Genomic DNA, 22,990 nt, shown 5'->3' with positions numbered 1-22,990 from the left:
ATGATTTCAAAATGGAAGGTTCAAAATTCCTGAATAGCATAACTTTTAAAACGAATACATTTTTTTCGAATCAACCAAAAGAAATAAGCCGTTTCTTCGACGTCCAGTTTAGAATCGAAAAGAGCTTTGATCCTATGTTTTTCCATTTCCTGCTTTAACTCTTCGTAAAAACCTTTTTTTCCGAAAACGAAAGAGACCGGAACAAAGGCTTCCTGTTCTCCTTGCCGCAACGGTAGAATCAACGTTATTCCCCTTTGACAACCTTGACTTTCTCCTTCGAATCGAATAATCCTGTGTTTGGACCAATCCCAATCGTCCATTGATCCATGAAACATGTCTTTATGAGGAAGTGACGACGTGGAATGGACGAGACCGTCGAAACCGAACAACTTCAACCTTGTGGAAGCGTTTCCGTAATGGATGGAAGGGTCTCTGAAATAAGTTCCGTATATGGAAACGCGGTTTTCGGGTGATAAAAATGAATCGGTCGGATAAGGCATAGGATTTCTTCTAACGAGCGTTCGGCGGCTTCCTAAAGGAAGAGCGCAGTCGAAACAGAACGACATCGATAAAAAAAGAAAACAGAGAAATCGAAAATGTCGCATATCGAGTCGATTTATTTCATCAATCTCTGCGGAAGTTTGACTCCGATTCCGCTAACGCGCGTACACTTGTGGAAGTAAAGGTTAAAGAGAAAAGACTTAACGTAATAATCGGTTTGAACGTCGAAAAGAAGGTCCGCCTTGTCTTGGATCGCATTCTGAACTGCGGCTTCGTAACTTTCGTCTCCGGTATAAACCATCCAAAACCAACCTTCACCGCAGGCTTGTCCGGATAATTTTCCCACTGGTTCCATTCCTCGTACATCGGAGTAACTTTGAGAATAGAACCAGCCGGGCGTTTTTACGTTTGTGTAAAGACATCCCGTAATAAATGTAACGGAAATGCCCGAACAGACTTTGATCCATAAATTCTTCATTAAAAGCACCCGGTATTCTAAACTTATCGAAGGATGAATTCCGAAAATGAGAAGTCAAGGGAAAAGAACCGGAGTCCTTTTTAAAATTTCCTTGTAGAGGTTCGGTCCCGATCTACCAGTGGGACTATGTCCAACGGAAGAGATTCATTCTATTACATTCAGCTAGAAAAAAAATACGGAGCATTCAACTACGAACCCTTACCGGTGGTTCTCGATCGAGGCGAAGGAATCTATCTCTTCGACGTCGAGGGAAAAAGGTATTTCGATTTTTTATCCGCATATTCCGCGGTAAACCAAGGACATTGCCATCCTAAGCTGGTTCGTTCCTTGGCCGAACAGGCCGCAAAACTCACTCTAACCTCGCGTGCTTTCCACAATTCAATGTTAGGCGAATACGAGGAATACGTTACTCGCCTTTTGGGCTATGATCGTGTTCTTCCGATGAACACAGGAGTTGAGGCTTCCGAAACATCCGTGAAACTTTGTAGGAAATGGGGATATCAAGTGAAAGGAATCCCGGAAAACAAGGCCAAAATCCTGTTCGCTTCCGGAAACTTTTGGGGAAGAAGTTTAGGCGCCATTTCCGCATCTACGGATCCGTTGAGTAGAAACGAATTCGGCCCCTTTGTTCCCGGCTTCGAAATTATTCCGTTTAACGACGTTAAGGCGTTGGAGAAAGCTCTTCAGGATCCCAACGTGGCAGGTTTTATGGTGGAGCCTATCCAAGGAGAAGCAGGAGTAATCGTTCCCGACGAAGGATATCTTTCCGCTTGCAAGGATCTTTGCGGAAGCGCTAAAGCGCTTCTGATTTTTGACGAAGTTCAAACTGGTTTGGGAAGAACGGGCAGACTATTGGCCGGAGATTACGAATCCGTAAAACCGGACATTCTCGTTTTGGGAAAAGCCTTGTCCGGCGGAACGATTCCCGTATCGGCCGTGTTAGCCGACGACGAGGTGATGTTGACTTTGAAACCGGGGGAACACGGCTCGACTTACGGAGGAAATCCCCTCGCCTGCGCAGTCGCCAAACGTGCGTTAGAGATTTTAACGGAGGAGAATATGATCGAAAATTCTTTCTTACAGGGAAACGTCTTCAGAGATAGAATGGATCGGCTTTGTTCGAAATACGATGAGATCGAAATGGTCCGCGGTAAGGGACTTTTGAACGCCGTCGAATTTACCGTGAAAAACGGAAAATCCATCGCAAAGGAAGTATGCAAAAAACTGATGGATCTCGGGGTTCTTTGTAAAACGACCCACGATCATACGATCCGATTCGCGCCTCCTTTGATCATCGGCAGAAAGGAAATCGACGAGGTTTGCGATCGAATTGAAACCGCTGTCGAGTTTTGTGTTGACTCCGTAAAAAAATAAAATATCCAGAGAATCCCATGTCAACCGAAGAAAAGAAATTCATCCGTGTTTGGACAAAGTTGAGCGTATCCGAGGTTTCTTCGCAGCTTATGTTGATCGACGATTTATACGGAACTTGCGGAAATTGCAAACATCTCGGACTCAATTACATCAAGGATAAGACCTGTCCTCAATGCGGAGTTCGGTTTAAATATTTGGCGACCAATTCCAAATCCCAGACGGATGTCGCTAAAATTCTCAATCGTATCGAAAAGGAAGGGTTGGATCTGATTCTCGTCGATCGAGAGGATTTCAATCAATCCAAGGCGAAAGACGCCGTTAAAGATCTTTTTAAACCCACGGAATAAGTCCTTTACTCTTGAGATTTCGAATCGAGAATCCGCTTTAATCCCGAAACGGTAAGTTCCAATTCCTGCAAACTCTTTTTAAGAACGTTGCGGTCCAAGATCGGATCCGATCCCGACTTCGAAAGTTCGCGGTGACCTTCCGCCATCAATTCGTGAAACGTCTTTTGTATATTCAATAAGCCCTGTTCCAAGGTTTTCGGATCTAAGGCGTTTTTTCTTTTGTAAGATCGGATCGCGATTCCTATTATAAAACGCAAAAGAAAAGTTGAATATGCCGGAAGCAGCAGATAGAATGCGCCTAAGGAAACGGGACCGACGTTCCAAGTTTGGGAGACCGCGTTGTGAAAAAAGGATCTTCCTAGGGAGACGAGTAAAACCCCCAGCGTATAATTGATTCGTGTCGTGTTCGGTGAAATCGTATTAAAAAGAAATACAAGGAATAAAGAAAATACGAGAACCAGAAAAAGATCCAAAGGTACGATGGAAAAAAGAATCTTTAAAAAAGAAGTAATTACCGAGATCGTATCCAGAAATGATTGGATGGACTGAGATAGGTCGTCAAAACTCGTCTTTAAATCCGTAAAAAAACCGGTAAACTGATTCATGAAACTACTCCGAAAAATTCCAGGTTGGGAGAAACTCCAATCCTCCCTTGTGAAACTGCAAGAACTTTCCTTTTTAAGAAAACTTTACCTCGTTTATTCGATCGTAGGAATTTGCTTTTTATACATTCATGAAAATCATCTACCGTTTCTCTTTATTCTGATGTTGGTCGCTGGGGCGTTTGCGGTCGCTACGTTGCTTTTCTTTCTAATCTCGTACGCATTCGGAAAACTTCAGAAAGAAAAGATTCGGAAAAAATATCAGATAGGTCCGGATTCTGCGGAAGCGTACGACACGAAAACGATCGTACTCAATCCGATCGTAGAAATCGGAATCTTTCTTATTTGTATCGGGTTGTTGTTTTTTACGGATTTCTACTCCAATCGTTCCGGGATTTTTTTCGTGAGCGTTTATTGTGGGGTGGGAATCGCGCTTCGCTTTTTGGAAAGCGACGTTTTTTACAGAATTTCCCTATTGGGTTTGATGGTGTTGACCGCCGGTTTGTTCAGTTTTAAGGTTTTACAACACGCTGAAATCCTTACGGCATATATTCTTTTTAAACCGAACTGGGAACAGAAGGAACTCACCGACTGGACTTACGATTCGCAAACAAGAATTCTCTCCAATGCAGATCTGCATGCTCGATTGACTTTACCGGAGGATTATTACTTTCATAATCCGAAAAATCTTTCCTTAAAGGATCAAACCGGAACGGGACAAATCGCAGGGATCGTTTCTTCCAGTGAAACGGATCCGAATCGTTATCCTTCCGTTCGGATTTTTTATTTTCCTGAGCCGTTTTTGGAATTGGATAAAATCAAACCGGAGTTTCAAAAATTTTTGGATTTGGCGATCAATCAAGGAGATATGACGGAAGTTCACGAACTCGGAGAGGAAAATTTCGAAAAGAAAATGGACGGTGTGTTCTGGACCTACTACGACAATCTTCGTCCTCGTTACGCGAAAACCGGTTTTTTTATCGTATCCGGTGAAAAACTGCCGGATTCGTTTTTGTTACACGTCTCGGAAAATCTTGTCAAAGGACGATCGCACGAGGAAGTCGTGGAAAAAATTCTTCAAAGTTTTAAAAGAGAATGAAAACGGTTCGTTTGTGAATTCCGTTACGATCCGATTTACGGCGAAGGTATGGGTTTATCCCGGAAAAGGAGGATGGCATTTTTTGACCTTGTCTTCGGCGGCCTCCAAACAAGTTCGCTCCTTCGTCTCGAAATCCTCCTCTTGGGGAATGGTTTCCGTTGTCGCTCGAATCGGTGATACAGTCTGGCAGACGTCGATCTTTCCCGAAAAAAATTCGCCTCAGTACGTTCTTCCTTTGAAGGCGGACGTTCGCAAAAAGGAAAAAATTCTTCCGGAACAAAAAGTCACGGCTTCGATTACGATCGATTTTTAATCTTGAATAGCGGTCTTTTTGCTTTCTACGTTAGACGAAATTTCGCCGAAAATTTTTAAACCCACCACGGACAAAGGATCGACCATCGTTCCTCGGACTCTGAGACCGAGATGTAAGTGCGGTCCGGTGGACATTCCAGTGGAGCCGATTTTTCCGATCGGATCCCCTTTTTTCACTTTGTCGCCCGCTTTAACGCCCAATTCGGATTGGTGCATATACAAAGAATACATCTCCAAGCCGTGATCGATCACGGTAAAATTTCCTTCGTAATACATGGGTCTCGCCAATACGACGGTTCCGTCGTTGATCGCGAAAATCTGCGTGCCTGTTCCGCCTTTAAAATCGACGCCTCCGTGAGCTTTTCCTTTGATCTTATTGTAGACTCTGCGTTTATAAAACGGACTTGTAAAGTGGACCTCCCGAACGGGGTAAACGAAGTCTGTCCAAACTTGGAGATCGGTTTTGGATTGAAAGGCCTCCGACTTCGCCCTTGAACATTCGGCGATAAAATCCAACGTCTCTTTGGGAAGTTCCTGAGAAGTGTATTTTTTATCCATCGTCAACGAAGATACTTTCGTTTCCGAGAAGTTGGTTTTTTGAATCGGAATTTCGTACTCCTTAAAATCGTTTTTCCGAAAAAGATTTTTGTCCTGAATTTCGAGCACGCCGCTTTTTTTTTCGAACTCGGGTGAAACAGGAATCCACGCGTGAAAGACGGAATCCTTCATCGTATAAGGAACTTCTTTTTTTTCCCAAAGAATTTTGATTCGATCCAATTTGGAGAGGATCGTTTTTTCCGGAATCAGTCTCAGAAATAAAACTTCTCCCTGAGCGAATCGACGAGCCTGAATCGAAAAAGAGAATAAGGGTTCTTTTTTACGGATGAATTCCGTTTGTGTTTCGTTTTTTCGATCCTGCTTTTTCGACTGAGAGGGAACGTGTTTTTCCTTTTTAGAAACATCGGTCGTCGAAACGATTTTCGTTTCTTTAGGGCCGGCTTTTTCTTTGGAATACAACGTGTTCGTTTCGAACGAAAGAAAAAGGAAGAACGTCAATAACGGGAAAATAAGATTTAAAAACATCGGATTCTACTAAATTTCAAAAATTGCTTCCGCTCACAGCGAAAAGAAACGGAAATAATTTATAAACGACTCCCGTTTTCAAAAAAATAACAACAGAATCGCGTAAATCGGACCTTTTTTTTGGAAAATTTTTATGTCGCTTCCTTTTTTCCGCTTTTCAAAATCCATCTGCACCTTTCGAAAAACCTCGAACGAATTACGGAAGTAATTTTACGAAAGGGGACGATTCTTCCGTTTTATTCCGAAAAGTGCCTAAGCAAATTTCGAATTCTACCGATTCTTCTTAGCAGGGATCGGATATAACAAATGAAACAAGAGGAATGGTTGGAACAACTCACGAAACTCTTCCAGGACGAGATCAATCTCTATTCGGACGTGCTGGAATTGGAAACGCAGAAATCGACAGCAGTGGTTCAAGCCGACGGGAAATCCCTCGAGGCCATCACAAAAAGGACGTACGAACTTCTCGTAATGGCGGCTGAGATCGAAAGAATTCGTATGAAATCGATCGAAGAAGTATATCGTTCCAAAAATTTCGCTCTTCCTGATTCGGGTGTTCCGAATTTATCCGATTTTTTAAACCGACTGGATCGCGATTCAAATTTCCGTTTAAAAGAATACGGATCCTCTTTAAAATCCGTACTTCATCGTTTGAAGGAAAAGATCAAATCGAACGAAAAACTGATAAACACTCGTCAGGAACTTCTTTCTAAAACGATCGACGCGATGAAGGAAAAGGCTCTTGAATCAGGAGTCAGCACATACGGTTCCGGAAAGGATCCGGAAAGAAAACAAGCCAAACGCCCGGCTTTGATGTTAAACGCTTCGGCGTAAATCGATCGAATATTTTCGAATAGGAGGATGCCATGGGTTCCACGTTTTCAGGACTTGAAATAGGAAAAAGAGGATTAACCGCTCACCAACAGGCGCTTCAAACCACAGGTCATAATATTTCCAACGCGGATAACAAACATTATGCGAGACAAAGAGTGACGATGTCCGCAATGGATCCGTTATACGATCCTTCGTTAAACCGCGCCAACGTTCCGGGACAAATCGGTCAGGGCGTGGAGATCGCGTCCATCGAAAGAGTGCGCGATAACTTCATCGACGATCGTATCATCGAAACTTCCGGAACGAAGGATTACTGGGCGGCCAAAAACGAATATCTCTATCAACTCGAGACGATCTTCAACGAACCGAACGGAACCACACTGCGAACTTTGATGGATAAGTTCTGGTCTTCTTGGGAAGATCTCGCCAATTATCCCGAGGATAACGCGCATAGATCCGTAGTCTTGGAAAGGGCGAACGGTTTGGGAAGCAGAACCGAGGACGTTTATAGAAAACTCGCTCAGCTCAAGGATCAAGCCAATCGTGAAATCGAAACCAAAGCGTATCACATGAATACGATCGCGGAGAACATTCGTACTTTGAACGAAAGAATCGGTAAATCGGAAGCGTTAGGCGATCGCCCCAACGATCTTTACGATAAGCGCGACGCGCTTCTGCAGGAATTATCTTCGCTCGTTGACATTACCATCGGTCGTTCCGACGAGGACGAGTTGATGGTTTTCATAGGTCAGCAGATTTTAGTTCAAGGGAATAAGGCGAACAAAATCGATATCCTCGGAAATCCTTCCAAGGACGGTCTTTTGGATTTATATTGGTCGGCTACGGGAGACCCTGTTCTTCTACGAAAAGGAAGAATGCAGGGTTTGATCGAGGTTCGGGATCAGATTCTGCGCGAAAAAATCGATCAAGTGGATGCGTTATCCATCAACGTTATGGACGCCGTCAACGAAATTCACAAAGACGGTTTCGGAATTAACGGAAATACTAATCAATCATTTTTTAATATACGTTCCTTGTCGATCAATACGTTCGGAGAATACGATTCAAACGGAGACGGTCAAAACGATATCACGGCTATCTTTCGCGTTACGGGAAGAAATACCATCGATCCGGATCGTCCGATAGGAATCAACGGTACGATCAGTTTTAACCGTTCCGACGCGAAAGAAGCTCCCGTTTTGATCCCTTATTCTTCCAACGATACGATGAACGGAATCATAAAACGGATCAACGCCTCGAAGTCCGGCGTGGTCGCTTATATGAATCATGACAATCAACTCGCGTTAAAGGCGACGGTCGCCGAAGATCATCCGAATAAGAACTTCATCCTTAGACATATCGAGGATTCGGGAGATCTTTTGGTAGGTATGTCCGGAATTCTGATGGCATCCGGTCCGTCCGGTGCATTCGATTATAAACGTCTCGGAGAAATCAACAAACTTCAATCACGTCCGGAGGACGTAACTTTGACGCCGCATTTTCATCCTGCTTCCCATTTCAGGATCGCGGAATCGATTTCGAATAACGTTGCTAACATAGCAGCGGCGCGCGGAAAAGACGTCGGTGGTACGGGCGACTATAATTCTCCCGGAGGACACAAAGACGGACGTAACGCTTTGATGGTGGCCTCGGCGCTAAGAAACAATCCCGTGATGGTGGACTACTCCAAAACGACCGACGATTTTTACAACACTCTGATTTCCAAACTCGGAACCGAAGCCCGGGAAGCGAAACAGGAATTCGGAATTCAGAACGATCTAATGACCGAGTTGGAAAACATGAGACAATCCGTCATGGGAGTCAACCTCGACGAGGAGATGGCCAATATGGTTCAGTTTCAACATTCTTATAACGCGTCCGCTAAAATGATCAATACGATGAACGAGATTCTGGATACGATCATCAATCGTTTAGGCGCTTGATCTTTCCGAAGGAATCGGATAAGTAAGGAGACAATCTTATGATGCGCATTACCAACATGATGCAGAACAATAGTCTGGTTAAAAATTTAAACCGACATCAACTACTGATGGACGAAACCCAGAATCAACTTTCTACGGGACAGAGAATTCGTCTTCCCTCCGACGAACCGGGACGAGCGACCAATCAAATGTTCTTCCGTTCCCGTTTGAACGAACTGGACACCTTCCAAAAGAATATCGACGACGGAAATTCGCGTCTGCAACAGATCGACGGTGAACTGGATCGGATCGGTTCTTTGTTCCAAAGAGCAAGGGTTTTAGCGGTCCAGGCTTCCAACGGAATTTATCAGGGAGATAAAGGATTCGAACTCGAAGTCGCGATCGGAAAGGAGATCGACGAAATTCTGAGAGCGTTAGTTGACATCGCGAATACAAGAGACGCGACTGGAAGACCTTTGTTCGGAGGTCACGTGATCGAGCGACCGCCTTTCGAACCGATCGAATCCAAGATAAAAGGCCTCCAAGGTATCGAACTAAAGAATCAATATATCGGCGTCGAGTATCGCGGAGACATCGGCGAACAGCTTAGGGAAATCGAAAAAGGGGAATACATACCGGTTACGATTCCGGGAAACAAGGTTTTCTGGGGAACGAACATGAGCATCACTAGCAAGGTGGATAACTCCGGTTATGTGGCTTCTTCGGATCAGAAATTCAAAATCGACGGAGTGGAGATTCATATTTCCGCGGGAGATACGATCGACGACGTCATAGACAAGATCAACAATTCTCCTTTGGAAGTTAAGGCGAATAAACTCGCACAGGATAATATCAGTCTTAGTTCGACCGCGCCGCATCAGATTTGGATGGAGGATATGGAAGGAGGAACGATTCTCCGCGATATAGGTCTGATAGATTCCGCCGCTTCCGAACCGCCTAACAACTATTCCAAGTCGGCCACGGTTACGGGACTTTCCGTTTTCGACGTGATGATCCAATTCAGAAACGACCTCATCCAAAAGGATCAGGAAAGGATCTCGGGAAGGGACCTCCAAGATCTGGATTTAGCGATGGAAAACGTCCTTCGCTATCGCGCGATCGTAGGCGCTCGTATGAATCGTATGGAAGAGCACGCGCAACGAGTCGATTTCGATAAGTCGTATATGACGGAATTACTTTCCAAAAATGAAGGAGTGGATTTTCCCGAGACAATCATGAACATGAAGTGGCTTGAGACGGTTCACCAATATGCCCTCAATGTCGGATCCAAGATCATTAAACCGACTTTGATGGATTTTCTAAGATAACAAGGATAAAATCCTGTAAAGGGAAAGTTTTCGGAGTGGATATTTAAATGGGAATCGAGATTCAAACAAAGCCGTTCGGGAAGATAAAAATTTCGGAAAAACAGATATTGGCGTTTCCGGAAGGTCTGCTCGGATTCGAGGATTACAAAAAATTCGCTTTGATAGAAGAGGAAGAAGAATCCGTATTCAAATGGCTTCAATCGATTGAAGAAGTCGATCTCGCTTTCGTCGTGATACCTCCGAGTTTGTTTAAGAAGGAATACAAACCTCTGATTCCCGAACAGGAATTGCAAAGCATAGGAATCGGGGAAATCAAAGAGAGTCTAACGTTGGTTATCGTTACGATTCCGGGTGAAGATCCTGCGCTGATGACCGCTAACATGCAGGGGCCGATCCTGATCAATAAGGACACACTTTTGGGAAAACAGTTCATATCGAGAAACGAGGCGCATTCGGTTCGTGAAAAAATACTCGAATCAGCCGCGGTGGAGATGAATTAAGTGCTCGTTTTAGCAAGACGTACGAACGAGTCTATCATGATCGGAGACGATATAGAAATCGTGATCGTCGATATCAAAGGCGATCAGGTAAAAATCGGAGTGAAGGCTCCTCGTAACGTTTCCGTACATAGAGCAGAAGTTTATAAAGATATTCAGGAAGAGAATAAAAAAGCGGCGGGAACCAAAATCAAGCCGGAGGATCTCGGTAAGATCGGAAACATTCTTAAGAAGAAGGACTCGAATAAAAAAGAGTAATCTTCTTGCTTATCTTACGAAGACCTTCAGTCTAAAGAGGCTTCATGAACCGTATTCGTTTTTTTTTATTCGTATCCGTTCCGATAGCGGCCGCTTGTTTGTCGCCGGGAATTCGCAAAGAGCTTAGATATTCCTCCGATGCAATCGCATTTTATTCCCTGGCGGTTTCTTCGGAATTCCCGTCTTGGTTGGATCAAAATGCGATCGCGATTGAACCTGAACCGAAACTGATTTCTCTCTTAGAGGAATCCCTTTATCTCCTCGGCAATAAAAACGGTTCCTTAACCAAGGATTCGGCCGTAAGAATTTTTTCCAAGGAGATGAGTAAGGAAATTTCCTCCCGTGTTTACGAAAGTCTTAAAGAACGAAAGGATTTTCCTTATCAGTTGTGGATTCTAAAAAAGGAGGATCCGATCAATCCGGGGAGAAGGATTAGAAGAACGGTATTCGTGTTATATCCGACGATCGATTCTTTTCACATAGTATTTCTTGAGCTGGATCAGTTCATAGATTTTCAAACTCCGTATTCGTTTCAGGATTGGTCGAATTTTTCGCTTTCCGATTCCGAACCTAACCCTTCTCTGGAAATTTTTATTCCCGATTCGGCGATAGGAAAATCCGTTTATTTTCGGGGAACGAATTCAATCGAATTACAAAAATATCATATTTTAATTCCTTATAAAGAATCCGTTTCTCGGAACAAAAACACGGATGCCGGTTCCGAAAGAAAGAATAAAAACTTTGAGGAAAGGTTGATCGAGTTAAAGCGGCTCTATGAAAAAAATCTAATATCGGAAGAAGAATACCGTAAAAAAAGGACGGAAATATTGGATTCCCTCTGATTGATTCCATTGCTTTCTGAGCGTTCCGAATTATAATCCGCGGTCCGTGCAATATATAAAATCGGGAATTTAGACTTTTTGTTTCGGGCGAAATAGAATTTAGAAAACGGATCGTTTTTCGAATCCTACTTTTCAAAAAATCGGAGCGGCTCGTAAAGAGCCACTCCGGAGAGAATAGTGAAGAGAATTGGATTCTCCCGTTTCGAACTCTATGGGAAGTCTAAACGGGAAAGTTTCCTATAATGAACATATCCGGTAGGCCGAATCTGAAGGACAGAGAAAAACGATTTCACTAAGCATATTTTTGCTCGAATTCGAATTCGATTCCACACATGGTAATAAATTATTGAATAAGTTGCGTTCGATTTGATGTTTTTTTTATCAAATCGCCGAATTGTAGATCTCGTCACAAAAACCGATTTTTTAACCGGCGGCTTTTCCTTCTTTCTCCTGTCGATCCGCTTCGAAGGCGGCTTCTAACTGACGCATTGCGTTTTTGGAAAAGTTGATGAATTCCTTTTCGTCGTTCCGTATCTGATACTGGCCTTTGAGAGTTAGCTCGTCATGAGCCCGGAATTTTCTCACCTTCTGTTCCACTTCCGAATCCATAAATCCGAGATGGCTCAATGTTTCGCCCGCGAGTTCTAAAGCGGAAGCAAAAGTGTCTCTTCTTATGATTTTAACTCCCGCTTCCATGAGTTTAAAAACGTGCTCGCGATTTCTAGCACGTGCGATGACGGTGAGATTCGGAAAATGTTTTTTGATCAGCTCGGCTACTTTTACGGAAACATCTATATCTTGGATCGCTAATACGAATAAGTCTGCGTGTTCCGCACCGGCCGACCTCAACAAGGAAAGTTTACTCGCGTCTCCATAGTATATCTTATAACCGAATCTTCTGGCGAGATTGACCTGCTCTGGATTTCCTTCCAAAGCCGTGAAACCGATCTTATGCACAAAAAGCATACGTGCTATGATTTGACCGAATCTTCCGAAACCTGCGATGATGACTCGATTTTGTTCTTCGATGGAATCCGCCGTCTGTTCGGTTCGTCGTTTAAAAAACGATTCCACGAATTTATCTTTGACGATGGATAGGATCGGAGTAAGACCCATGGATAAAGTAACCACTGCTATGACGAGATCCGCTCGTTCGCGAGGGAGAATAGAAAGGGAAACACCTACTCCCAAAATGACGAATGCGAATTCGCCTCCTTGCGATATGGTTACGGCTAAATTCAGAGATGATTCCTCGGAATGTTTCGAGATTCTGCCTAACGCGTATAGTACGAGCGACTTAACGATCATCAAACCCAGAGCAAACAATATCACTAAAATCGGATCCTTAAGCACTTCACCCAAATTGATCGACATTCCAACAGCCAAAAAGAAAAGACCTAAAAGAAGCCCCTTAAACGGCTCCAAGTTGGATTCCAACTCGTGTCTATATTCCGAATCCGCAAGAATTACTCCTCCCAAAAAGGAACCCAATGCCATAGAAAGGCCGACTTGATCCATCAGAAGCGAAACTCCGACGACGATTAACAAGGATAAGGCGGTAAAGATTTCGTGATTTCCGGTGGAAGCCACCAGACGAAAAAGCGGTCTTGCCAAAAACCTTCCCGCTAAAACGACTCCTACGATACTTCCGATGGCGGGGAACATTTTCTGGGAAAAACCTTGAGCCCCTTCCGTTTCCAACGAAGCTCCCAAAAAAGGAAGGATCGCCATGATCGGTATCACCGCCAGATCTTGGAACAATAACACGGCGAAGGCGCTTCTTCCGTGAGCCGTATTCAATTCGTTTTTTTCGCCTAAAACCTGTAATGCGAACGCCGTTGAAGATAAGGAAATGCTAATGCTTATTACGATCGTTTGGGATCGTTCTAAACCGATTAAAGAAAGGATACCGAAAAAAATCAGAGCGGAAAGAACGACCTGTAGGCCACCGAGACCGAAGACGGGTCTGCGTAGTACCCAGAGTCTTTGGGGTTTTAATTCCAGACCGATCAGAAAAAGAAGCAATACGACTCCGAATTCGGAGAGATGAAGTATATTTTCGACGTCCGTTACGAGACCGATTCCCCATGGTCCGATTACGGCTCCACCGATGAGATAACCGACTACGGATCCCAATCCGATTTTTTTGAAAAGCGGAACCGAAATTACGGCCGCAGAAAGGAATACGATAAGGGTTATGAGTAGACTGTGATCCTGCATTTTTTTCCCGGATAAATTAAACGATATAAATTGATTTAAGAAATTCTAAAATAGATTCGCGAACGAATTTGTAAAGGAATACGCGTCACCCGGCCACCGAGCCGAAACGTAATTTCCGTCCACGACCACATGGCCTCGCTTTAATTTTTTATGATTGTCTCTGAATATCGGTTTGGGTCCGAAAAAAAAATCACCCGGATCTTTCAGAGCCGACTTCACTTCGTCCTCCACTGTCTGAGGATACGTGCGATAATAGTCGCCGAGCCAGAATCTGGTCAGATTCCAGGCTGCAAGTTCCTGACTTTTAAGGAGCGCTGTGGTTTTTTTTCCGTGTAAAATTGAAAGTCCGGTATCCGGTTGTTTGCTACGGGCCGCTAAAACAACCCCGTGACAGATCGCGCCGAGTGGTTTGCCTGTGGAAAAAAAAGCGCCTACGAATTCCTGAAGGGAGTTTGATTCTAAATACTCCTTCATACCCGGTGCGTGGCCCCCGGGAAGAATTACGCCGGAAAATTCCTCGGGTGTTAGATCACGATACGGAATAGGATTTAAAAATCGAGTGTCGTTTATCATTTTTTGATAAGCGACACGAGCGTTCTTATGTGCCATCAAAATCGGTTTCCAAATTCCCAATCCTTTGCCCACCAGCATTCTCTCGTCTGCTTGTCCCGGTTTGCCATCCGGAGTCGAGAAAAAAACGTCGAAATTCCTTTCGGTCAAAATTTGCCAAGGAACGGCGCTTTCGGTTGGATCAAAATCCGTAGAGGGAAGAGGGATCAAAATTTTGAATCGGAAGCTCATCGTTTTATTTTATGTTTTTCCCGAAAAAATCAACTTTTTCTTACCAGCTTTGTCTCCTGAAAAACGTACTGCAATGTTGCGAAAGAAATCCGACGTTTTCGATTTGAGTATAAAAAGGACGAGTTGAAGAATAATACGCGGGTTTCCACGGAAAAATTTTCTTGACTTTCGAGCAAAATATGATTTTTTAAAATTAAATTGTGCACAATCTAAATGGAGATCTAAATGAATCAGACATTATACGATTTAACGGCTACGCTAAACAACGGAACGGATAAAAAGTTGAGCGATTATAAAGGGAAAGTTCTTTTGATCGTAAACACGGCTAGTCAGTGCGGTTTTACCCCTCAATACGAAGGTCTTCAAGCCCTGTATGATAAATACAAATCCCAAGGTCTCGAAGTACTGGGCTTTCCTTGCGACCAATTCAAACATCAGGAACCGGGAACCGACGAGCAAATCGCGAGTTTTTGTAAAAGAAATTACGGCGTCGAGTTTCCTATATTCAAAAAAATAGAAGTAAACGGGGATAATACGCATCCTATCTTCAATTATCTCAAAAATAAAGCCTCCGGATTTTTCGGTAGTTCGATTAAATGGAATTTTACTAAATTTCTCATCGATAAGGAAGGAAACGTCATCAAACGTTATGCGCCCGTTACCACTCCCGAAAAAATCGAAAAGGAAATCCAGACGCTCCTGGAAAAATAATCCGAATCGTTAGAACAAAGGTCATGACGGCTGCAAAGGATTTATATCTGGAAAACCAGATTTGTTTTCCCTTATATGCTTGTTCTCGGGCCGTGACCGCCTTATATCGTCCTTTACTCGAAGAAATCGGATTAACCTACCCTCAATATTTGGTGCTCCTTGTTCTTTGGAAAGAGGACGGTTTGAGCGTAAAGGAAATCGGTAGGAATTTATATCTCGATTCGGGAACGTTAACTCCCTTGTTAAAACGAATGGAAGACGCCGAATTGTTGATTAGGAAACGCTCATCGGAAGACGAGCGTTCGGTTCTAATTTTTCTTACTTCGAAAGGAAAACGCCTGAAGGAGAAGGCGCTTTGTGTTCCCGGAAAACTTCTCGAAACTTTGGATCTGGATAAAAAAGAATTGATCAATTTGAAAAACGACCTGGACAAACTGCTTCTCCTTTTATCGGATCACGCCGAATTATAGATTTCTCCCGTTCTTCGTATCGATAGTCCGAATTCCCTCTTCGAAATTCGTTTTAAATTGAAAACCCAATTCTTTTTGGATTTTTTGCGAATCGATAACGGACGATTCCTGAATGTATTCCACGCTTAGTCTTTTTTTTAGGAATTTTCCGGAAAAAAAATTCAATATATTAAAAATAACTAATGTTATTCCGGAAAAACCGATTTTTACGTACGGCTTTTTCGGATCGGATTCCGTAAATAGAATTTCTATTTCGGAGGTGGAAAGGGGCTCCGGATAGGCTACGTTGTACGTGTTGCCCGTTGCTTTTTTCCATTTTTTTAAAACGATTAGAACGGAAGCGACTACGTCCGAAGAATGTACGAGCGATTTACGGAAATCGGGATTTCCCGAACACAAAAGAACACCGAATTTGAATATTCTCAATAACTTATTTAGAAAGCTCTTATTCGTAGGCCCGTACACGGAGGAGACGCGAAGAATAACGAACGGATGTTTCGAACTTCGTATCATTGATTCGCATTCTATTTTCGAAATCGCATACGGTGTGTTTCCGTTTAGAGGAGAAGTTTCCCGCATCGGCCTTTCGGAGAAGCCGTAGACTGAAGTGGAGCTGGTGAATAGGATTCCAGTTTTCCGATTTTTGGACGCGATCTTTAGAACGTTCCTCGTGGAAGTTTCGTTGGCTCGTCTATAATCCTCCAAGGAGACACCTTCGCCGCTGACCTTGCCGGCCATATGAAGGATGAACTCGGGGGTTTCCGGAATTAGGATTTTTTCATCACGCTCAAGATCCGCTTCGTAAAAAACGAAATTGGGATGAAAGCGGACTGCGTCCGAAAAAGACGAAAGTTTACGTCCTATACATACGGTTCTATATTCCTTCAAAAGCTCGGGAAGTAAAACAGCGCCTAAAGATCCGCTTCCACCCGTAACCAAAATCGTCTTTGCGGCGACGCTACGTTCTTTCATTCGTCCATACTGCGTTTTAATAATAATCTAAGAAGAAATTTTTGACATTAAGGTGGATTTTTCATCTGGACAGCGTTCAAACGGAGGCCATAGTTGTAGTTCGAAAATTCACGAAAGAGAAGTAGTAAAATGAAACCATTATTTTCAACGCTGGCGATTCTCGTTCTTTTTACGATGAACGCTTGTAGTTCCGAGGAAAAAAAACAACCGGTAAAACAGGAATTTCAACATAACTCGGACATCAGAACTTTCGAAGTAGGTATGGTCAAAGAAGGGGATAAGCGTCTGAAGGCGGAGGCGGTATTAGGAACGCCTACGGTTGAGCTGAACACACAGGACGGTTCCGTGTTGGAGTGGTATTTAGTTTCAACCGATTATCAGAAAAATTCCTATAAAACCTTGGCTGAAAAACCCGCTTCGATTTCGGAAGATACCAAATTCATCAAATTGACCGTGGATAAAAAAGGGATTATTAGAAAAATGGAATATAAGTTGTAACCGTCGGTTTATTCCGCGGTATCGTCCTCCAATAAATCCAATCCCGCAAGACCTAGGATAAAATCGATAAGTTCTGCGGGGTTGATGCCCACTCTTATCCCGACGTACAAACCAAGATAAACCTCTATCTGATACAGGAAACTTTTCGGATAACCGTCTTTTCGTTTATTAAGAGCTTGTAATGCGCTTTGAATTTGAGGATCGTTGCGATCGAAGTTTTGCCGTTCGATGAACTGACGATAAAATTCCTCTTTTTTTCTTTTTCTCCTTTCCGCAACGGGAATATTATAAAAGGAAAGATAACGAAGTTTGTGGCTTTTAATATTGTATCGTTCATTTTGAAATTCGGGAACTTTGTCGCCGGGAATCTTACTCGTTTGCAAATTTTTTAATTCTTCCTTTAACTCCGGGGAAACTTCTTCTTCCAACGCTTCCGCGGTAGTCTGAGCATCCAAAGGAAAAAAAGTGTCTCCTCCTAAGATACCGAAAATCAGTTGTTGCGATCGATACGAACCGAAGTAACCTCCGCGTAATCCGTATCCTTTTCCCAAATCGCGTTGTCCCGGAGAAGATTCTCCGCCTTGAAATACGAATCCCGCAGCGAGAGGTCCGATCCTAAGTCCGGCTCCGTACCCCGGTGATTCCAAACCCGCCGTGAAAATATCCTTAAAATCGTTTTTTCGATTTTGCAAGTATGAGGCGCAATTGGAGAGAAGTAGGATTACGAATAAGGAAAATAATTTCGAAAGTAAGAATTTATTTCGTTTTGAATTTTGATCCGATAAAATCACAAACCCACTCTCCTCGATTCGGCTTGTTAGGCAACCCGGAAAAGAAGTCGTACAAGATCGTTTTCTGATTGTTATTACGAGGATCCTAAGTTCAATAGAATCAAGAATGGAAGAATTAAAATCGTCCGAAAGAGTTTCCGCCAACGTCGCCGTCTTGGGCGGAGGACCGATGGGGGTTTTTCTCTCGTCTTATCTCGCTCCGAAAACCGAAAAACTCTTTCTTTGGTATGATGATAGAAAGAAAGCGGATAAGATACAAAAGGAGAGGATCGCAACTTTGTTAGAGGATACGATCACCCTTTCCGAAAACGTATATGTTGAGGGAGAATTGGATTTTCTTAAAAAAGGATCCTGGACTTTGATCATTGCGGTTCCTTCCCGTTTGATGGAAGGGGTTCTGGAGGAATTGACCAGACTTCTCGATCCAGAATTGTCCCACTATATATTCACTTTTACGAAAGGACTTCTTTCGGCCTCGACGAGAAAAAAAACGAACTGTATTACATATTCTGAATATATTTCCAAACTTGCCGTCTCGGTCGGTTTCGGAGATCTACAATATACGGCCGTTAACGGTCCAAATCTTCTCGGAGAACTGAAACGGAATCATCATAGTTTTTATTGTTTGGCTTCCTCCGGAAATAAATCGGTGGACGTATTCGAAACTCTGTTTAACGGTCCCAAACACCATAAAAAAACCTACGACGATCTTGTCGGAATGGAGATTTTTGGGGTAATGAAAAATCCGATCGCGATCGCTTGCGGAATCGCTTCCGGAATTCCAGAGTGCGGAAGCAATTTCGAGGGAGAATTGATAAGCCTCGGTTATTCGGAAATTCTTTCGTTTTTGGAAGGACTACAAATTTCCACCGAACAGGTTCGGGAATACGGCCTTGCCGATTTGATCGCTTCCTGCACTTCCCGCTTCGGAAGGAATAAGGCGTACGGTCATCGATTCGTCCGTAAGTTGATTTCAGGCGAGGACCAACCCAACCTCATCGAAAGAATCGAATTGTTCTTTAATCCGGCGGAATTCATCCAAAAAGAAGTGAGTCAAAGCGAAAGTCACGTCGAAGGCGCGTTTTCACTTGCTTCGATCGTCGCTTTGGCGGAAGAAAAGAATATTCAGATTCCCTTATATAATACCTTATTCGAAATTCTTACCAGAAGGGTTTCCCCCACGGAACTGATCCGTTTCGTTTCCAAATCCACGTCGGACGAGGTCAGACACATTTCCAAAATCGCCACGAAACGCTCCGGATTGGGAATGGCCTCGGGAAAAAAATTCAAGGAAGCGCTGAGAAAGAACGTTCTGAGACATATCAACGGCCAACCGGGTATGACGGACCGTGTGGTCAAACAATCCTCTCTCATTTTAAAATCCCTCGAAAAACGACTTCAAGAAGCGAAAGAATCCGGGGATGTTACGGATCTTCTTCAGATACCCAAAGAGATTGTGTTCTGGAACGAGATTGAGGAGAATTTTCGGGAACGAGGCAGTAAGGATCTTTCTAAAATATTAGATTTTTATGTTACGGAAATCGCCGATGATTACAAACCGTTTTTACGCGATACTCTGATCCATTTAATCGCGCCTACACGTTTCGTTTTCAGCGGTTTTAAACCGGGCGCAGGTTTGCCGAAAATCGGCGGATGTATCAAAGAGGTTAAGGCTTTGGCTTCCAGATACGATATACTCTATACTCCTACCCACAGATCCCACCTGGATTCTATCGAAGTCGCTTTCGGGTTAAAATGGCTCGGCCTTCCCGTTCCGAGATACGCCGCAGATAAAAAGGTTATGGCAACTCCCGGGCTTGCGAGCGTGCTGAAATCTTTAGGAGCTTATATGGTGGATCGTAAACGGAATCGTAATATTCTATATTTGGAATGTTTAACGCAATATTCGACGATGATGCTCGAAGCCGGTATTCCCACTCTCGTTTATCCGGAAGGAACGCGTTCCAGAACCGGCGGAATCATTCCGATCAAAACCGGAATTTTATCGACTTCCGTGGACGCATACAAACATACCGGTTCGGAAGTGATCGTGGTTCCGATCGCTTTGTCGTACGAAAACGTTCCCGAAGACGAGGAATTCTGCGGAAGCGATAAAAAGCCCGGTTTTAAGGATTTTTTCTATAAAAGAACCGAAGTTTATATGGACCTTTGCGATCCGATCCCGGTTTCGCGTTATATCCACGAAGAGGATCCGACCGGGTCGATAGGTTTTGAAATCACACAAGGCTGGAAAAAATACAGAAGGGTTCTTCCCAACCATCTCGTTGCGAGATTGATGTCGGAGTTCGGAGACGTCGTTCCCGTATCCGAACTGAAAAGTCTGATTCAGGAGACAATCTTAACAAAAAAGGAGAATTTTCTTCTAACGGATTCCGACGAAATATTGAGCCGCGGCGTCCGGGTTCTGAAACAAAGAAAAATAATAGATTCAGAAAACGGAATATTAAAAATATTGAATCCGAACTTGATCCGATACTACGCTAATATGTGCGGAGAGGAATCCGCCTAATTCGCTTTGATTTTGGAAGCGAGTAACACTGCTCGTTTGCGAAGTGAGGATATTTCCTCGTTTTTACCCGAATACGCGAGCGCTACTCCCATCCTTCTGTAGGGCCGTGTCACCGGCTTTCCGAAAATTCGAAAATCCGACTCGGGCATTCCCGCGGCCACGTCCAAACCCGTAACTTCCGGAATTTTTCCGTCCGTCGATGAAAGAATAACTGCGCTTGCACCTTTGCGCTCCAACGTAATTTCTGGAATCGGTATTCCTAAAATAGCCCGAAGATGAAGTTCGAATTCGTTGAAGTTTTGTGTTCCGGCTAACGTGACCATTCCGGTGTCGTGCGGTCTCGGGGAAAGCTCCGAAAAATAAACCTTGTCCGTACAGAGAAAAAATTCCACTCCCCAGATTCCGGCTCCGGTGAGTTCGCGCGTTACGGCTTCGGCCATACTTTGAGCTTCTTTTAACTGGGTTTCGGAAATATCGGTAGGTTGCCAACTTTCCTGATAATCTCCTCGTTCTTGCCTATGGCCGATCGGCGGACAAAAAAGAACCTTTCCGTTTTTCTGAGTTACGGTCAAAAGAGTGATTTCGGATTCGAAACGGATGAATTCCTCGACGATCACTTCCGCACCGCTCGCGCGTCCTTTGGTTTGCGACGCTTCCCAGGCTTTCGAAATATCATCCTCGTTTTTGATTACGGATTGTCCTTTGCCGGAAGAGGACATGAGTGGTTTGACCACACACGGAAAACCCAATTCCCGAACGGCTTTCTTTAATTCTTCCTCGGAAGAAGCGTACAGATATTTCGCCGTAGGAAGTCCCAATTGTTTTGAGGCGAGATCGCGGATGGATTTCCGGTTCATCGTAAAGTTTGCTGCCTTTGCGGAAGGCACGACTTGAAACCCTTGTTTTTCGTATTCGTAAAAACGTTCGGTTCGAATGGCTTCGATTTCGGGAACGATCAAATCCGGTTTATGTTTTGCTACGACCTGATCCAGAAGATCTCCGTCGAGCATATTGATGATTTCTTTTTCTTGTGCGACTTGCATCGCGGGAGCGTCGTCATACGAATCAACGGCGATCACGTGTTGGCCGAGTCTTTGCGCGGCGATTACGAATTCTTTACCGAGTTCCCCGGAACCGAGGAGAAGGATTTTCTTTTTCATGTTCTTGCAGACAGACTGAAAAATCGGTTTCCGGAGATCAAAGTAAAAACGGTTTCTTAACGGTAAAATCCGTTCGAATTATTTCGCTTTCGTTTTAATTTCGAAAGTCTGGTAATCCACGTATTCCACATCCTTTTTATTCAGGCGAACCACTCCGGAAGGAGTATGTACGATCAGCTTATCGCCTATCTGAGTCACGATGGCTCCCGACATTTTTTTTCCGTCGGATTGAACGATGATTTCTAGGACGTTATAGTATTCCCGGATTTTCGTCTCACTCTTTAGTTCGTTCGCCTCGGCGTTCGATTCGATCCGATCCAAAGCCAGATCCAACTTTGAGGAATGATCCTTTTCGATTTCCGAGGAAATATCGGAAGTCTCGCCCGCTTTCAAGTTTTCGGATCCGTTTTTATCCACGGCCTGTTTCACTAAATCGTTGTTAGCCGCTACGAGAGTCTCCAATTCGGCATCCTCTTGCGGAGTATTTTCGAAGTTTCGCTTTCCGAAATCCTCCTTTTCGGCCTTTTTGAGGGTTTCGAATTCTTTGGAAATGTCCTTATTCTCTTCGATTCTGGTGATCACGAGTTGGATCATTTCGTCGAGGCTAGGTTTAACGTAGGATTCCTCCCCGTTTTCCAAAACCACTTCGTTTGATTCAAGGAATGTTACGAATTCCTTATATAATTCCTTGTCCATCGCTTTGCTGTTTTCGATAATTTCCTTGGGAATTCGGAAGGAAATGGCGACCGCGCCCTCGTAAACTTTCACCTTCGGAGGTTGACCGTCCGTTAATTCGAAAGCGAACGTAGTTCCGCGGACTCCGGCCACCGCGGTCGGAGTGGAGATCGAGAAAGAACTTTCGGACTTCAACTTATTCGTCTTTATCAATAAGGAACCGGCTTGTGTATATAAGTTCACGTCCGGTTTTGCGCCGGTGAGAATACTTTTGATCGTTACTTTACTGAAGGATTTGATCCGCACCACGTCTCCCGAAGAGGTTTGAACGTCGAGGGAACCCGAACGGGTGGTGATCACGTCGTTTTGTTTTAAGACCAACCCGGGTTTACTTTGAATCTTTTTATCTTCTCGAAGAATTTCGATTTCACCGTTTTGAAAGATGACTACGACACCCGGGGGAGTCTGATTTTCCTGGTTTAGAAACGAGGAGATAAAACGACAAGAATTGCTGGTCAAAACGATAAACGTTAAGCAGATAAAGAAATTGCGTCTCATTTTTTTTTCCGGGTAGTGATATAGAAATTGAGAAGATGTTTAATCCAATAACAAATTAGAAAGGAAAATTTTTCCGTTTGTATATATTTTATTTACGAAAAAGAAAACTTACACGGAAAATTCCCTC

At 43.7% G+C, this 22,990-nt stretch carries 24 protein-coding genes; 14 read left to right on the top strand and 10 right to left on the bottom strand.

What is annotated here, in order from left to right:
* Nucleotides 1–20 precede the first annotated feature (20 nt).
* A complete protein-coding gene (locus EHQ17_RS17955; protein WP_135593828.1) occupies nucleotides 21–605 on the bottom strand; it encodes a hypothetical protein in 585 nt (194 codons plus the stop codon).
* Between the two features lie 11 nt (nucleotides 606–616).
* On the bottom strand, nucleotides 617–979 hold the full coding sequence (locus EHQ17_RS17950; protein WP_135593832.1) for a TRL-like family protein: 363 nt from the start codon (nucleotides 977–979) through the stop codon (nucleotides 617–619).
* Nucleotides 980–1,105: 126 nt separating this feature from the next.
* On the opposite strand from EHQ17_RS17950, the gene rocD reads away from it, so the two are divergent.
* Complete coding sequence (gene rocD / locus EHQ17_RS17945) at nucleotides 1,106–2,353, top strand: ornithine--oxo-acid transaminase (RefSeq protein ID WP_135593836.1); 1,248 nt, start codon at nucleotides 1,106–1,108, stop codon at nucleotides 2,351–2,353.
* A 17-nt stretch (nucleotides 2,354–2,370) separates the two neighbouring features.
* On the top strand, nucleotides 2,371–2,700 hold the full coding sequence (locus EHQ17_RS17940; RefSeq protein ID WP_135593840.1) for a hypothetical protein: 330 nt from the start codon (nucleotides 2,371–2,373) through the stop codon (nucleotides 2,698–2,700).
* 5 nt (nucleotides 2,701–2,705) lie between these two features.
* Here the strand turns inward: EHQ17_RS17940 and EHQ17_RS19875 are convergent, their stop codons facing one another.
* Nucleotides 2,706–3,305 (bottom strand): hypothetical protein, encoded by a 600-nt coding sequence (locus EHQ17_RS19875; protein ID WP_167881203.1) that lies wholly within the window; start codon nucleotides 3,303–3,305, stop codon nucleotides 2,706–2,708.
* Here EHQ17_RS19875 and EHQ17_RS17930 point away from each other — a divergent pair.
* Both EHQ17_RS17930 and EHQ17_RS17925 read left to right on the top strand, forming a co-directional pair.
* Nucleotides 3,304–4,401, top strand: a complete 1,098-nt coding sequence (locus EHQ17_RS17930) for a hypothetical protein (protein WP_135593845.1) — start codon at nucleotides 3,304–3,306, stop codon at nucleotides 4,399–4,401. The two genes, EHQ17_RS19875 and EHQ17_RS17930, sit on opposite strands and share 2 nt — an antisense overlap.
* A gap of 13 nt (nucleotides 4,402–4,414) precedes the next feature.
* Nucleotides 4,415–4,714, top strand: coding sequence for a DUF1905 domain-containing protein (locus EHQ17_RS17925; RefSeq protein WP_135593847.1), 300 nt, complete (start codon nucleotides 4,415–4,417; stop codon nucleotides 4,712–4,714).
* Here EHQ17_RS17925 and EHQ17_RS17920 read toward each other — a convergent pair.
* On the bottom strand, nucleotides 4,711–5,796 hold the full coding sequence (locus EHQ17_RS17920) for a M23 family metallopeptidase (protein ID WP_135593850.1): 1,086 nt from the start codon (nucleotides 5,794–5,796) through the stop codon (nucleotides 4,711–4,713). The genes EHQ17_RS17925 and EHQ17_RS17920 overlap by 4 nt on opposite strands.
* Nucleotides 5,797–6,102: 306 nt before the next feature.
* Between EHQ17_RS17920 and EHQ17_RS17915 the strand changes: the two genes are divergently transcribed.
* The 6 genes from EHQ17_RS17915 to EHQ17_RS17890 are packed head-to-tail and all read left to right on the top strand — an operon-like array spanning nucleotide 6,103 to nucleotide 11,477.
* The gene (locus tag EHQ17_RS17915) at nucleotides 6,103–6,630 is read left to right on the top strand and encodes a flagellar protein FlgN (RefSeq protein ID WP_135593852.1); all 528 of its coding nucleotides are present in this window, start codon (nucleotides 6,103–6,105) and stop codon (nucleotides 6,628–6,630) included.
* 32 nt (nucleotides 6,631–6,662) lie between these two features.
* The gene (flgK, locus tag EHQ17_RS17910; RefSeq protein WP_135593854.1) at nucleotides 6,663–8,573 is read left to right on the top strand and encodes a flagellar hook-associated protein FlgK; all 1,911 of its coding nucleotides are present in this window, start codon (nucleotides 6,663–6,665) and stop codon (nucleotides 8,571–8,573) included.
* Between the two features lie 41 nt (nucleotides 8,574–8,614).
* Nucleotides 8,615–9,880, top strand: a complete 1,266-nt coding sequence (locus EHQ17_RS17905) for a flagellar hook-associated protein 3 (RefSeq protein WP_135593955.1) — start codon at nucleotides 8,615–8,617, stop codon at nucleotides 9,878–9,880.
* Nucleotides 9,881–9,927: 47 nt separating this feature from the next.
* Nucleotides 9,928–10,380: a flagellar assembly protein FliW gene (gene fliW, locus EHQ17_RS17900; protein ID WP_135593856.1), complete on the top strand. Its 453-nt coding sequence runs from the start codon at nucleotides 9,928–9,930 to the stop codon at nucleotides 10,378–10,380.
* Nucleotides 10,381–10,635, top strand: coding sequence for a carbon storage regulator CsrA (gene csrA / locus EHQ17_RS17895; protein ID WP_135593858.1), 255 nt, complete (start codon nucleotides 10,381–10,383; stop codon nucleotides 10,633–10,635).
* 44 nt (nucleotides 10,636–10,679) lie between these two features.
* Nucleotides 10,680–11,477: an SHOCT domain-containing protein gene (locus EHQ17_RS17890; RefSeq protein WP_135593860.1), complete on the top strand. Its 798-nt coding sequence runs from the start codon at nucleotides 10,680–10,682 to the stop codon at nucleotides 11,475–11,477.
* A gap of 423 nt (nucleotides 11,478–11,900) precedes the next feature.
* Here the strand turns inward: EHQ17_RS17890 and EHQ17_RS17885 are convergent, their stop codons facing one another.
* Both EHQ17_RS17885 and EHQ17_RS17880 read right to left on the bottom strand, forming a co-directional pair.
* On the bottom strand, nucleotides 11,901–13,697 hold the full coding sequence (locus tag EHQ17_RS17885) for a monovalent cation:proton antiporter-2 (CPA2) family protein (protein ID WP_135593862.1): 1,797 nt from the start codon (nucleotides 13,695–13,697) through the stop codon (nucleotides 11,901–11,903).
* Between the two features lie 45 nt (nucleotides 13,698–13,742).
* Complete coding sequence (locus EHQ17_RS17880; RefSeq protein ID WP_135593864.1) at nucleotides 13,743–14,498, bottom strand: type 1 glutamine amidotransferase domain-containing protein; 756 nt, start codon at nucleotides 14,496–14,498, stop codon at nucleotides 13,743–13,745.
* A 225-nt stretch (nucleotides 14,499–14,723) separates the two neighbouring features.
* Here EHQ17_RS17880 and EHQ17_RS17875 point away from each other — a divergent pair, with 225 nt between their 5' ends.
* Together EHQ17_RS17875 and EHQ17_RS17870 are read left to right on the top strand one after the other, a co-directional pair.
* The gene (locus tag EHQ17_RS17875) at nucleotides 14,724–15,209 is read left to right on the top strand and encodes a glutathione peroxidase (RefSeq protein ID WP_135593866.1); all 486 of its coding nucleotides are present in this window, start codon (nucleotides 14,724–14,726) and stop codon (nucleotides 15,207–15,209) included.
* 23 nt (nucleotides 15,210–15,232) lie between these two features.
* Complete coding sequence (locus tag EHQ17_RS17870; protein ID WP_135593868.1) at nucleotides 15,233–15,679, top strand: MarR family winged helix-turn-helix transcriptional regulator; 447 nt, start codon at nucleotides 15,233–15,235, stop codon at nucleotides 15,677–15,679.
* On the opposite strand, the gene EHQ17_RS17865 is transcribed toward EHQ17_RS17870, so the two are convergent.
* On the bottom strand, nucleotides 15,674–16,651 hold the full coding sequence (locus EHQ17_RS17865) for an NAD-dependent epimerase/dehydratase family protein (protein WP_135593870.1): 978 nt from the start codon (nucleotides 16,649–16,651) through the stop codon (nucleotides 15,674–15,676). The two genes, EHQ17_RS17870 and EHQ17_RS17865, sit on opposite strands and share 6 nt — an antisense overlap.
* 129 nt (nucleotides 16,652–16,780) lie before the next feature.
* Between EHQ17_RS17865 and EHQ17_RS17860 the strand changes: the two genes are divergently transcribed.
* Entirely contained in the window at nucleotides 16,781–17,149 is a 369-nt protein-coding gene (locus tag EHQ17_RS17860) for an LIC13410 family lipoprotein (RefSeq protein ID WP_135593872.1), read from the top strand.
* A gap of 8 nt (nucleotides 17,150–17,157) precedes the next feature.
* Here EHQ17_RS17860 and EHQ17_RS17855 read toward each other — a convergent pair whose 3' ends face one another.
* Nucleotides 17,158–17,940, bottom strand: a complete 783-nt coding sequence (locus EHQ17_RS17855) for an LIC13411 family adhesin (RefSeq protein WP_135593874.1) — start codon at nucleotides 17,938–17,940, stop codon at nucleotides 17,158–17,160.
* Nucleotides 17,941–18,046: 106 nt separating this feature from the next.
* Here EHQ17_RS17855 and EHQ17_RS17850 point away from each other — a divergent pair, with 106 nt between their 5' ends.
* Nucleotides 18,047–20,470: a 1-acyl-sn-glycerol-3-phosphate acyltransferase gene (locus EHQ17_RS17850; protein WP_135593876.1), complete on the top strand. Its 2,424-nt coding sequence runs from the start codon at nucleotides 18,047–18,049 to the stop codon at nucleotides 20,468–20,470.
* Here EHQ17_RS17850 and purT read toward each other — a convergent pair.
* On the bottom strand, nucleotides 20,467–21,630 hold the full coding sequence (gene purT / locus EHQ17_RS17845; protein ID WP_135593878.1) for a formate-dependent phosphoribosylglycinamide formyltransferase: 1,164 nt from the start codon (nucleotides 21,628–21,630) through the stop codon (nucleotides 20,467–20,469). The two genes, EHQ17_RS17850 and purT, sit on opposite strands and share 4 nt — an antisense overlap.
* 78 nt (nucleotides 21,631–21,708) lie before the next feature.
* On the bottom strand, nucleotides 21,709–22,863 hold the full coding sequence (locus EHQ17_RS17840) for a FecR family protein (protein ID WP_135593881.1): 1,155 nt from the start codon (nucleotides 22,861–22,863) through the stop codon (nucleotides 21,709–21,711).
* Between the last annotated feature and the right edge of the window lie 127 nt (nucleotides 22,864–22,990).

The sequence above is a fragment of the Leptospira gomenensis genome (genome assembly GCF_004770155.1).
Lineage (GTDB): Bacteria > Spirochaetota > Leptospiria > Leptospirales > Leptospiraceae > Leptospira > Leptospira gomenensis.
Note: the sequence above shows the minus strand (reverse complement) of the source record. Positions and strands in the feature narration are given on the sequence as shown.